This window comes from Marinoscillum sp., assembly GCF_965229915.1.
In the GTDB taxonomy this organism is placed as follows: Bacteria; Bacteroidota; Bacteroidia; order Cytophagales; family Cyclobacteriaceae; genus Marinoscillum.
On the sequence record NZ_CBDDJZ010000001.1, the window covers coordinates 4,944,540 to 4,956,813 of the forward strand.

General features: G+C 40.4%; 14 protein-coding genes and 1 pseudogene. 10 read left to right on the forward strand and 5 right to left on the reverse strand.

What is annotated here, in order from left to right; genetic code table 11:
• Positions 1-98: 98 nt before the first annotated feature.
• The 5 genes from ACO067_RS21105 (at position 99) to ACO067_RS21125 (ending at position 2,325) form a co-directional block, all read left to right on the forward strand.
• Positions 99-380, forward strand: a complete 282-nt coding sequence (locus ACO067_RS21105; protein WP_421877915.1) for a type II toxin-antitoxin system RelE/ParE family toxin — start codon at positions 99-101, stop codon at positions 378-380.
• A 12-nt stretch (positions 381-392) separates the two neighbouring features.
• The gene (locus ACO067_RS21110) at positions 393-698 is read left to right on the forward strand and encodes a HigA family addiction module antitoxin (protein ID WP_421877917.1); all 306 of its coding nucleotides are present in this window, start codon (positions 393-395) and stop codon (positions 696-698) included.
• Positions 699-963: 265 nt separating this feature from the next.
• Positions 964-1,365, forward strand: coding sequence for a lysozyme inhibitor LprI family protein (locus tag ACO067_RS21115; protein ID WP_421877919.1), 402 nt, complete (start codon positions 964-966; stop codon positions 1,363-1,365).
• Positions 1,366-1,774: 409 nt separating this feature from the next.
• Complete coding sequence (locus tag ACO067_RS21120) at positions 1,775-2,002, forward strand: type II toxin-antitoxin system RelE/ParE family toxin (RefSeq protein ID WP_421877921.1); 228 nt, start codon at positions 1,775-1,777, stop codon at positions 2,000-2,002.
• Positions 2,003-2,004: 2 nt separating this feature from the next.
• Positions 2,005-2,325 (forward strand): helix-turn-helix domain-containing protein, encoded by a 321-nt coding sequence (locus ACO067_RS21125; RefSeq protein ID WP_421877923.1) that lies wholly within the window; start codon positions 2,005-2,007, stop codon positions 2,323-2,325.
• Positions 2,326-2,518: 193 nt separating this feature from the next.
• On the opposite strand, the gene ACO067_RS21130 is transcribed toward ACO067_RS21125, so the two are convergent.
• The 4 genes and pseudogenes from ACO067_RS21130 to ACO067_RS21145 form a co-directional block, all read right to left on the reverse strand.
• Positions 2,519-2,686, reverse strand: coding sequence for a PID-CTERM protein-sorting domain-containing protein (locus ACO067_RS21130; RefSeq protein WP_421877925.1), 168 nt, complete (start codon positions 2,684-2,686; stop codon positions 2,519-2,521).
• A gap of 748 nt (positions 2,687-3,434) precedes the next feature.
• Positions 3,435-5,102, reverse strand: a pseudogene (locus tag ACO067_RS21135) (SprB repeat-containing protein); the annotation flags it as partial.
• A 107-nt stretch (positions 5,103-5,209) separates the two neighbouring features.
• Positions 5,210-5,950: a LytR/AlgR family response regulator transcription factor gene (locus ACO067_RS21140; RefSeq protein ID WP_421877927.1), complete on the reverse strand. Its 741-nt coding sequence runs from the start codon at positions 5,948-5,950 to the stop codon at positions 5,210-5,212.
• Positions 5,947-7,791 carry a histidine kinase gene (locus ACO067_RS21145; protein WP_421877929.1) on the reverse strand — a complete coding sequence of 615 codons (1,845 nt, stop codon included), beginning with the start codon at positions 7,789-7,791 and terminating at the stop codon, positions 5,947-5,949. Before ACO067_RS21145 ends, ACO067_RS21140 begins: the two co-directional genes overlap by 4 nt.
• A 274-nt stretch (positions 7,792-8,065) precedes the next feature.
• Here ACO067_RS21145 and ACO067_RS21150 point away from each other — a divergent pair, with 274 nt between their 5' ends.
• The 4 genes from ACO067_RS21150 (at position 8,066) to ACO067_RS21165 (ending at position 11,604) form a co-directional block, all read left to right on the forward strand.
• A complete protein-coding gene (locus tag ACO067_RS21150) occupies positions 8,066-8,878 on the forward strand; it encodes an HNH endonuclease (RefSeq protein WP_421877931.1) in 813 nt (270 codons plus the stop codon).
• Entirely contained in the window at positions 8,875-9,234 is a 360-nt protein-coding gene (locus ACO067_RS21155) for a hypothetical protein (RefSeq protein WP_421877933.1), read from the forward strand. Before ACO067_RS21150 ends, ACO067_RS21155 begins: the two co-directional genes overlap by 4 nt.
• Positions 9,235-9,247: 13 nt before the next feature.
• A complete protein-coding gene (locus tag ACO067_RS21160) occupies positions 9,248-10,711 on the forward strand; it encodes an HNH endonuclease (RefSeq protein ID WP_421877935.1) in 1,464 nt (487 codons plus the stop codon).
• Between the two features lie 110 nt (positions 10,712-10,821).
• Complete coding sequence (locus ACO067_RS21165) at positions 10,822-11,604, forward strand: zinc ribbon domain-containing protein (protein WP_421877937.1); 783 nt, start codon at positions 10,822-10,824, stop codon at positions 11,602-11,604.
• Between the two features lie 6 nt (positions 11,605-11,610).
• Here the strand turns inward: ACO067_RS21165 and ACO067_RS21170 are convergent, their stop codons facing one another.
• A complete protein-coding gene (locus tag ACO067_RS21170; protein WP_421877939.1) occupies positions 11,611-11,736 on the reverse strand; it encodes a hypothetical protein in 126 nt (41 codons plus the stop codon).
• Positions 11,737-11,869: 133 nt separating this feature from the next.
• On the opposite strand from ACO067_RS21170, the gene ACO067_RS21175 reads away from it, so the two are divergent.
• On the forward strand, positions 11,870-12,028 hold the full coding sequence (locus tag ACO067_RS21175) for a hypothetical protein (protein ID WP_421877941.1): 159 nt from the start codon (positions 11,870-11,872) through the stop codon (positions 12,026-12,028).
• Positions 12,029-12,274 lie beyond the last annotated feature (246 nt).

Genomic DNA, 12,274 nt, shown 5'->3' on the forward strand with positions numbered 1-12,274 from the left:
CTAGCTTGGCGTTGGGCTGCATCTTCTCGACAGAAAAATAGTTTTTCCGAATATTAACTTTTTACCTACCTTTAACGTTAGTAACGTGGAGCATTAGTATGATTTTGTCTTTTGGGTCTAAGGAAACTGAAAAAGTATGGAACGGGGAACGAGTGCGAAAGTGGCCGATTGAAATACAAACTGCCGGACGAAGAAAGTTGAGAATGTTAAATAACTCTCAAAAAATTTCAGATCTAAGAATTCCTCCTTCCAACCGACTTGAAAAACTAAGTGGAAACTTAAAAGACTTTTACAGCATACGAATTAACGACCAATGGAGAATTATTTTCTTGTGGGAAGATGGAAATGCTAGTAACGTTGAAATTATTGATTATCACTAAAAAATGAAGAATATGGAAAAGCTACCGAACATACATCCAGGCGAAGTACTATCAGAAGAGTTTTTGAAACCCATGGGAATTTCTGCTTATCGCTTATCCAAGGACTTGCATATTCCACAAACACGAATAAGCGAAATATTGAAAAAGAACCGAAGGGTAACCGCTGATACAGCTTTAAGATTGAGTAAGTACTTTGGAACAACTCCGAAATTCTGGCTTGGACTTCAAGATGACTATGATATAGAAGAGGAACTCGGAACCAAGACTGACGAACTAGAATCAATAGAAAAAGTGACGACAGCCCAACAATATGTATAAGGCATGTGCTTACGTGCTATTCACATTCTGCATCAGAACTTGACCGTGAATCTACCGCTGGGAAAAGGCTGTGCTTTTTACTGACTTCAGTTCGCAGGATTTTTCATCTTTTCCCAAAGGATGCCTATGGCACTGAACGCAGTGCCATTATGATACTTTGTGAGCACCCCCTTGCCTGGCGCGGTAAATTCATTAGTTTTATCGGAACTTGCCAAGCTCGTGTGCACTCCTGCTAGCTTTGCGTCACGATTCAGCCATCATCACAATGAGACATTTATTTGCCACTATCTTCTTAATCTTTTTTATCGCCGTAACTGCGAACTGCCAAACACAAGCAGAGATGAACCAAGAAGCAGCAACTGACTACAAGAAGGTAGACGCTGAACTCAACAAGGTTTATCAACAGATCATGAAGGAGTATGCTGACGATCCAACTTTTCTAGACGCTCTACGAACATCTCAACGTAACTGGATTACATTTAGAGACTCTGAACTGAAAATGAAATATCCTGACCGTGAATCTGGATGGTATGGAAGTATTCATCCAATGTGCGTTTCATATTATTTGGCTGAACTGACCAACGAACGAACTACTAAACTCAAGACTTGGCTAACAGGAATAGAAGAAGGTGACGTTTGTGCGGGATCGGTAAGGCCGAAAAGTTAACAAGCGCTTCCATGAATAATCTATTGGGGCCTGCAGCCCATTCAAGTCAGCAAAAACCCATCATACTTTCTTTTTTCGATCTTCTTTTTCCAGTTCTTCGGGATTTGCAATCCTGAAGAAATGAGCGCTGGGATTGACAATCCGGTTATATTATGATTGGTGTGGATGGAAAATCTCCAACTCCAACAGTCAGATTAGAAATCCCAATGAACTAAGAGAATGAAAATTTGCTATGCATATTTCCAAACTCAATTGTTTCCTAAAAAAGAAACTTTTATTTTTGACTTAGCGTTAAATTTTACGACTTGAAGAGATTTGAAGTAAGCTTTCTTGAGGAAGCAGTAGAATTCCTGGATCAATTGGATGAAAAGGCAAGAGAAAAAATTATTTATAATGTTAAGAAAGCTCAATGTCCAATGATAAAGAGCTTTTCAAAAAGCTAACCAATGATATTTGGGAGTTCAGAACACTCTTCAAGAAGACATATTACCGTTTATTCGCTTTTTGGGACAAGACTGAAAGTACTGAAACACTCGTCTTAACGACTCATGGACTTGTGAAGAAGACAGGCAATACTCCTAAAGGCGAAATTGAACATGCTGAGCAGATTAGAAAAAGGTATTTTGAAAACAAATAGTTATGGCAGCTTTAAAAACATACACCCTTGACGAAGTAACTGATAAATTTATCGGTAAAAGAGGAACAGCGAAAAGAGAAGCATTCGAATATGAGCTTAAGCTTGATCTTATAGGAGAAGCCATCAAGCGTGCTCGAAAGGAACGAAATCTAACTCAGGAACAACTGGGAGAACTGGTTGGCGTCAAAAAGGCTCAAATTTCCAAATTGGAGAATAGCTTAACCGATGCAAGGTTTGAAACCATAATCAGGGTTTTTAAAGCCTTGAATGCAAAAATCAACTTCAACGTGGAACTCCTAAACGAACACATGGAACTGACTTAAAGCTGATAACCAACACTTCCATGAATGGCCTAGCCGGCCGAATCAAACTGCCTATCTGATATTTCAGTGCAACTCGACCGAAAGTCTCCTATAATCATACCCACTAAAAAACCCAGCCTCATCGGACTGGGTTTCACTAAAACCGCAACGTTCTAGCATTGGTCGCCTAACCTAAGTAAGTCTGGAATCTCAATTAGTTGGGCTTCCTTTTATCGTAGAGTTTCTTCACGCCGTAGGCTCCACCGGCTGCTAAGAGGAGGGAAAGTCCTCCGTCTATAGGTGTGGCGGGTGGTGCACTTTGCGCCATCAGCGGCAGCATAAATGCGAAACTTAGAATGCTGTATATGATTCGTTTGTTCATGATTTCTAGGACTACCAACGATGCTATACCCGAGATTTCCCGTAGTGTTTCTCTTTACGGTATAGGTCCCGTTCCCAACCAGACTGCCATTCACCTGCAATGTGCCCCCAGACTCTAATGTTAAATTAGCTCCTGAAACTACGGCTAGATCTTGAGTGCGTACAATACTCGCTGAGGGGATCACCGGTTGGTTTCCTACAGGCTCGATGATGATGTTACTACCTAATCCAGGTATGCCAATATCCCAGTTGCTTGCGTCATTCCAATCACTACTCGTAGCACCAGTCCAGGTATAAGCAAAACCAGCCAGTACTATATCCTCTACTGAGATATTCACTGATAATGAAGCAACATTCCCACTAAAGTCTTCTGCCTCTACTTCGATTGCATATACATTGTCTTTATCGAAATCTTGCGGATTGCTGTAGTCAGGTGATGCGACAAAAGCAACAGCTCCAGTAGTACTGTTGATCGTGAATAATGAAGCATCTGCACCCCCAGTGATGGAGTACATGGTTACGGCACAGTTATCAGTGGCTTCTACCAGGTAAGCAGTACCACTACCTCCATCGTCAAAACTGGCAGTGTTGGCTGAAGTGATGACTGGGTTTTGGGTATCATTTACCGAGATGGCAGTAGAGTGAATCAGTGCAGTACAGCTGTTTGCGTCTCTTGCATAGATGTCGTAAGTGGCATTGGTCAGATTGTCAAAGCTACCCGATGGCTGAAAGTTGGTTCCGTCCAGGCTGTATGTATAAGGACTCGTTCCTCCGATGGCAGAAACTGTGAGTGATCCATCGGTATCTCCATCGCAAGAGACTGGTTGTGTTTGTGCCAGGTTCAAACCCAATTGAGCTGGTTCAGTGATGGTGATTCCGGTCTGAGAAACTACGCAACCTTCGGCGTCTCTCACACTTGCGGTGTAAGTGCCTGCCGATAGTCCGGTAAACGTATTGGATGATTGATAAGCCCCTCCAATACTGTATTCATATGGAGTGCTGCCACTATTTGCCGTTATAGAAATGGTGCCATTGGCATCTCCAAAGCATAGGTTATTGGTAGAGTTAGTGGATACCCCTGCTATAGCTAAATCATTTTCTGTTAAAGTCAGATAGACCAATGAATCATACCCTTCGGAAGAAGCCATCATCTCAATATAGTTGCCTCCGCTTGTCAGTGATTGAGATCCAAAGGAGTAAACTGTGGCAGGGCATAGAACATCATTGGTGGATTCTTCATACCCATAGGAGTACACCTGAACTGCGCCAGCATCCACAATGGCTCCATTATCCTTTCTGCGTAAGCCAACAGCATAACGATAACCAGACCCTATTAAAGCTAACCCTTCACCTGAGCTCCCAGTAAAACCATCACTGGAAACAGTGGTGATTGATTGTGTGGAGAGTCCTCCCCATGTGGTACTATAGTTTACCAAATAGGCATAGCCGGTTCCGGATTCGGCGATGACCATAACATCACCAGTCGTGTTCAGGTCTAGACTAAAACCCAAGAGTGCACCGGTTCCAGAGCCCTCTATAGTGCTTCCTTTTTGTATCCAGGAAGTGGTGTTGCTATCCCATTCAAAAACTTCTACCATGCCACGATTGGTCGATGTGGTACTATGGCTGTAGGCTCCTATGGCGATAGTACTGCCATCACCACTCAAGGATAGTCGTGCTCCGAAGTAGTCTCCAGAGGCAGAGGATCCCGTAATTTCCGAGCCCATGAGTGACCATGTGTTTGAAAGGTTTTGATAGATGGCCACTGCACCATTACCACTGTTATGACCTAGTGCCACACGCGTCCCATCATCACTCATATCAAGCGTGAAGCCCGAATAACTGGCGGAAGAAGTAAATGAATTACCAACCTGCACCCAATCACTGCCATCAAATTCATAGACATAAACCGCACCTGTTTGGGAGTTCTCGAATGGAGCAGATACAGCCACAATATTTCCACCAGCACTTATTTTGACTCTACTGCCATAGCCCTCAGTACCCTCAGTGAGATCGCTACCTCGCTGTACCCATGAGCTTCCATTCCACGCATAGACTCTAACGAACCCATTGGTTCCCAGGAGACTTCCACGATTGCTGGAGAACGCAATGACACTACCGTCTCCATCTACACTGACATCTAAGCCGATACGTTCATTGGTAGATCCGACAATCGGTGATCCTTTGAGGCTGTAATCATCTTCAGTGAGTTCCAAAACAGCTACTCGCCCCTGGCCGCTACCATAGGAGTTGGAGCTGATAATATAAGTGGATCCATCACTTGAGAAATCAATGGTTTCTCCAATCTCCTCACTTGTAGATTGTCCTAATATTTCGGCACCCAACGTATGCATAGTTTGAGAGAACCCTTGGACTCCTAAAAATCCAAAGAGTATTACAAATAAATGTCTTTTCATGATGCAATTTTTTATTAGCAAATTGCAAAATGGATATGCTGTAAAGTGACGTGTTTAGTGAACGATCAGAATGACTTAAGGAATGCGACCAGTGGATTGAGGATCGATCACGAGAGGCCGATTTTGGCGATTAGTTCTAAAAACTCCTCTTTCTTACGCTGGGCGATGGCAATCATACTTCCTTCGCTCATTTCCACGTCTCCTCCTTCAGCTTTGTGGATTTTTACCACATGGGCAATATTGATCAGATGTGACTTGTGAACCCTGAAAAACCCCAAAGAGGACAATAGTTCATGATAGTACAGCAACGTCTTAGAGACGATGATGCGTTCGCCGCTGGTGAGGTGAAAAATGGTGTAGCTGGTGTCGGACTCACAACGCACGATGGTTTGTATGGGCACTACATGGATCTTGTCCAGTGTTTTTAGTACCAGTTTTTGGTCTTTTTTAGCTTCCAGGTTGTATCGCAGAGTTTCCAGATGAAAGCTAGAAGCCTCTCCAATGGCCTGTGATGCCTTCTCTATATTTTCTTTTAGTGCTTTGAAACTCAGTGGTTTCAGGAGGTAGTTGACCGCACTAAACTCAAACGCTCGCAGGGCGTATTCACTGTGTGCAGTGACAAACAGCACTTTAAAAGGAACTCGATCGAACTTGGCCAATAAATCGAAGGAGGTGTGTTCCCCAAGTTTGATATCCAGAATAACCAGGTCAGGGTTGGTGTCCTTAATGGCGAGAAAAGCGTCATCTATATTGCCCGCGGCACCTACTACCTCAGCAGGTAAGTCCTCGAGCATCGCCAGAGTTCCCTCACGAACATTCTTTTCATCCTCTACTACGAAGATTTTCATATAAACTCTTTTATTGGGAGTGTAATTCGGACAACAGCTCCCGGATGCCTGGAGTTGTTTTCCAGCACAATATTATACTTTTTAGCATCCTGATAAAGTAGGTTGATTCGATCATTGGCAATCTGAATGGCTTTTGATGAGTCTTTTTTCGTTTCTTTCAAGCCCACTCCATCATCAGAGATGGTAATAACCATGTCATGACCATTTGCTACTAATTCAATGGCAATGTGACCTCCGGTAGTTTCTTTAAACCCATGTACAATGCTGTTTTCCACAAATGGCTGGAGCAGGAGTGGAGGTATCAGGGTCTCTACTAATGGTTCCTCACAGTCGATCCGAAATTCAATCTCAGGGAATCGTAGTTTTTGGATCTCCAGGTACTGCTCAACGATACTTAGCTCTTCTTGTACGGTAACCCACTCTTTGGAGGAATAGGTGAGCAGCTTACGGGTCAGCTCACTAAAGGTGGTGAGGTATTCACTCGCTTCATATTTATTGCCAGTGAATATAAAAGCGTTAATTGAAGCCAATGCATTGTAAAGAAAGTGAGGGTTCATCTGCGATCTCAAGAGTCGTTGTTCGGTCAGAAGTTTTTGCTTTTCGGTAGCGATTCTGCGCAGCCTGGAGACGAAATAGAGCAGCCCAACGACCAGAAGTATGATGGCAGCTAAGCTTACAATGAGAATCAGCTGACGGCTGTATCTCAGTTCGTTGATTTGATTTTCCTGCTTGAGGCTAATGATCTGCTGTTCTTTTTGCTCAGTATCATATTTGGTTTGCAGTTCTTGGATCGACTTGATTTTCTCTTCATTGAGGATACTGTCTTCAAGCAGACGAATGGCCTGCAAGGTTTCGATGACTTCTTCATAGTTGCCTTGCCGTTGGTTGATGTATGCAGACAACTCCATAAAGTACAGTTTATCTTGTCTTAAACCGTAGTGTGCTGCAGACCTTATTCCTCCATCAATTTGTTTGGCCACCTCGTCCAGTTGGTTCAGCTCCAGATAGCACAGGGTGAGCAGGTATCTGGCCCTCACCAGTATAGTGGGCTCACCATTCTGCTCGGCTTGCTCAATACACCGCTTCAGTAGAGTGATGGCAAACGTATAATGATCCTCCCGATACTCCAGACTACCCATGTTGTACAAGATTAGAGGGATTCGTTTGAACTGGTTGGTGAGTTCGGAAAGCGCTAATGCTTTTTCGAAAAAGAATCTGGCAGAATCGTAGCGCCCCAAATCAATGTAGGTGGATGCCAGGTTTGTTCGGTCCAGTATCATCAAATCGGAATTTTCCATGTTGTCAGCAAGGTCGATTAGTTGGATTTCCAATTTTTTGGCTTGCTCAGGCTCGTCCAATACGGAGTGAAGGTTAGCCAGGTTTTGAGTAGCTCTATGGATCCTGAGCGGATCGTTTAAGGTGTTGGCTAACTTGAGGATCTGAATGGCCAGGCTCATTGCTGAGTCGTATGCATTCATTCGCCTGAAACTGATACTCATGTTGTGTGCCACATCAAACCTGCTGAGCGTATCGGTAAATGTGGTGATGGATTGATTTCCTTGACGGATCACTTCTTCATATGCTCCGTTCTTTCTGAGAAATGAGATGCGAGCAGCCAATGCGCGCTGTTTCCATACCGATTCGGCAGAGAATAGTGTTAAGGATAAGAGTGAATCAGTTTTGTCAATTGCCACCTGTGTTGGCAATAGATTGTAGGACTTGATTAAATAATAAGCGTGCTCAGATGTAAGTGGATCCATGCTACGAACAGCGAGTTGCATAGACTGATAATCATTGGTCCTGTCGAAATAGGCCAATGAGTCGCTATCCTGGTTTGCCAATAAACAATGCTTGGTTATAGCTATTAAAAAGATGAAGCTTAATATGAACCTGGTCACTTGGATGAAATTAGTGATTAATTCTACTTAAGCAAAAAGCTATCGAAAGTAGAATCCATTCCCTTGTGTGAGATGGTTTATTCCGTTATTTTGGAGGGATGAAAACTTGCTAGCTGTAACTAAACGTTTAATAAAACGGCTAGCGAGAATTATAAGGCGTATATGTTTCACCAGTGAAACATATACGGATGTTATCGGCAATACTCGCCAAATCATCATGAACTGCATCTTCTGTAAGGAGCCATCGGACAACTCAAAAAGCGTAGAACATATCTTGCCTGAATCTCTTGGGAACGAGGATCATGTTCTCAAACCGGGTGTAGTCTGTGATAAGTGCAATAACTATTTCGCGACAAAAATCGAAAAGGTTGTTTTAGATAAACCATACTTTAAAAATGTAAGACACAGAAACTTCATCAGAACGAAAAAGGGAAGATTGGTTCCAGATAAGGTGTTGTTTCCTCATAAGGATGCAGGTTGGACAGACTTTTGGATCGATGAAAAGGGATTTATCCTGAACTCAGAGGATTCCAACATTGCTAAGATGATCAAAAACGGTCAACTCAATAAAATGATAATGCCTATCATAGGTGATCCTGAACCGAATGATAAGGAGGTTTCACGATTTCTAGCAAAAGTTGGATTAGAGTTTTTAGCCTACAAGTTTCAAAATGAACAACCTTGGATTGATGAGTTGGTAAATAAAGTAGAGCTGGATCCAATAAGAAATTATGCACGATATGGTGAAGGTACTTATTGGGAATATCATCAAAGACGAATTTACACCGAAGAAGACAGATTTGTTGATCCTGTAAATCATCCTGAACCCTACGAAATACTCCATGAATTTGACTTTTTATATACAGAGTCTCAAATAATGTATTTTGTGATGGTCATTATGGGAATCGAATATGCAATTAATTTAGGAGGTTCAGAAGTTAAAATTTATGAAAACTGGCTAACTGAACACAACAACATTTCACCTATACGCAGATTTTCAGAATATATGATTGACAGGAAAAAAATATGAATTTTCAATGGAAAAAGATCGCTGACAGGGGTCAATACGCAATTGGCTTTATTGATATCTACGAATTGCAAGGCAAACAAAAAGCTATTGCAATAATTCACTACTTACCCCAGCATAGCGACAAACAACAGAGAGTTGTACTAACGCTAATTCTTGAAGGCAAAAAAAGGGAATGGACTGACGGAACAATCAGCAGCATTTTCGAAGATGCTGAGTTTAGAATTAAGAATTCCGAATACTTCAAATTCAACAATTTGAATTCCCTAGAATACATGGATACGCAGCTTTTTAACGTCAAATCAATTGAAGGATTTGATTATCTCAATCACGGAGATTTTTCATTCGAAAAACAGTAATAATTAGGAGATAATGGAAACGTGCCTAATTTGTAATAAGAAACTGGTTGATAGGACATACTACGAAGCAAACAAATCAGAATTTTTTGAAGATCCAGCATTCAAACACAAGGAACATATTATCCAAAACGCTATTGGAGGCAGACTTAAAAATTCTGAAATACTCTGTGAAAGTTGTGGTGGCATTCTTGCAGAATTGATTGATGCCCCTTTCGTTAAACTATTTCAAATATTTACTGAGAAGTTAAAAGGAAAAATATCCAAGGAACGAAATAACAAATCCAGTCCAATTATTAATGGAGTTGATCTGCGAACAGGTCATCCGGTTATTTATAAAGATGGCATTGTAAGTCCAAAAAATCCCTATTATATCATAGATGAGAACTTATTACTGATCAAAATTTATTGCAATCAATCTAGTTTGAAGCATTATCGAATCCATGCAATAAAAGAGATCAGTAATTCAGGGGTCGATACCAGCAAATTCAATATTGAAGAAAGTTGTGAATTCCCATTAGATGAAAATATAGGCCTCAACTTTTCACAAGATGTTGAAAATTTCAATGAAAAGTGGAAAATGGGATTCATTAAAATAGCAGCAGAATTTGCGTATTCTCATGGTATCAAAAGATCAGAAATGCCCAGAGTATTAGATATTTCATCTAACAAATTAATTGACTCTGGAAATGTCATTCCTTTTTTTCCAATAGGAACAATGGATTCATTTTTAGAACAAAATAGAATGCATATAGAAAGAGAATTTCCAACGCATACTATTATACTTTTTACTGAGCCTAAAAATGACGGGAATTATCAACTGACATGTTACGTAGACTTATTCAGCACTTTTCAATATTACATAGTACTTAACGACAATTTCAAAGGTTTCGAAATCTATAAGACCTTTCATCAAAAGTTATCAAAAGAATTAAAGCCAGATATTGACGTCAGTAAAGTAAGAACAAAGTATCTGAAACAACTAGCCGAATCTATCCAAGTAGATTTTGAAAAAATTAAGGGCAAAACAATCCAAAAAATTCGAGAATACTTGCAGAAAGAATATGATAAGTTACAACCTAATTATGAGTTGGATTTGGAAGAAGAACTTAATCATATGCTGAACAGACTTATGATCGGTCTAGTGACTTCAAGAGGCCCAATCGTCAATGTACCAGAAGACATCATGCATGTTGCCAATTCATTTAACGGAATATCTGAAGAAATGCGATTATCCATCATGATGGATTTAAAAACATACTTCGTATCAGAAGATAACTTTAAATCTGAACACTTTCGGCAACTTTTTATTGAGCCTGACGGTAATAATGGATTTGAATCAATGTCAACCCCTCAGGAAATTTTAATAGAGCTTCAAAGAGACATGGAAGCTATGAGGAAGTATGGTAGTTTGAAATTTGGACACCTCAACTATTATGTTGACAATGAGTTCAATAAGAAAAAAGCCGATAACAAATGATATAGCACATGCCTCTACAGAGAAACTTGATACTGATATGTAAATCCGAAACTTTATCGATATTTGAAAGACCAGAGGCACGTGCCATATCTGGTCGTTAGCGAGAATATATGAACTTAGGTCTTCCAGATAAACTTCATCAACTCTTAGTGGCTGTCGGCTTATTTCTGCTGGGTTTTGGCTTTCTAAGGATGGACAACAAGGATGAACAGTACTTTAGGGCAATAGATGAATATCGCTTTCTGACCGATTCACTTGAACTGTTAACTCTTGAGCGTAACTACTCACAAAACTTATTGACCGATCAAAGTCGAGTATTATCAAAGAAATATGATGTTGATGACCCAATTCAGGTCAATGATTCAACATTAACATTCATAAGAATTTTGAGTGGATCTGATGATGCAGTTAAGGTTACTCAGTTAATAGAACCTTTGTATAAAAATTATTCAAGAAAGAATTTCGAACTTACACTTCTCTCCAAAAAGATTAAAAAAGAAAAAACCTACCTTGACGAACAATTAAAATTAAAAACAGCTGACAATGAAGGAACTGAACTTCTATTAAACATTGGATTAGTTTCCCTTGCTTTGGGTATTCTAATCTGGCTAATTCATGAAACTGATAAGCCAGTTAATACTACACCTAGATGTCATAGCTGCGGTAGAAGATTTTCAGCAATAAGAAAGAAGGGAACAGAATCAGATGGAGCAGTAAATGATTCATTTTGTAGCACTTGTTATCAAGAAGGACAGTTTACTGAACCTAATCTGAACCTTGAAGAACTGATTAAACGGGTGAAAATCGAAATTCCTCGAAAGAGATTCTTGAAAAGGTATTTTACCATCTTAAGGCTTAAACGACTTGATAGATGGCAAAACACTGAATACTAAATCTCGCTAACATGCGATATAGCGAATGGCCAAACTGCCTTCCAATAGCCTGCTAGACATCCCGCCTATCTGCCGCCAGGAATCGGAAGTGCTTTCTACTTTCTTCTGCTCGCAATGAAGGTTTTGTTGCATTTACTGCTAAGTCCAAGTTGATCAAACATTATGAAGCAGCTTTAGGTGCTTATCATTTTGGAGGGCATAAAATGATCATTCCGACAGATGCATCAAAAAAACTGGTAGATAAATACTTTAAAACGTAGAAGACATGAGCTTTATTAAAGAACCAAAAGGTGTAGACTTCACAATTGAAAGTGAAACTCTGACTGAAAAAGATAGAGAGGAAATCAGCAAGTTCATTGCCGAATACAAGCAGAAATCGAAAAGAAAAACACCTAAAAAGGAGAGACCGCATACAACAAACTAAAATGAATATGCGAACTGAGCGATTTTCAACCATTTGTTGGTCTTATGACCAACAAACATTCTGCCTATCGCTAACTCAATTATTACTTGTAAAAAAGCTGGAAGAATAGATGTGTTTGGTGATAACATCAAACCCGCGAAGGCACCGACCATACTCCGTCTTCATCCCCCAATGACATCCAAATTCCCCACCCACATGTAACCTCCAGATCCTAGCCGAGTATTTATTGATGCAACCTTTCATTAA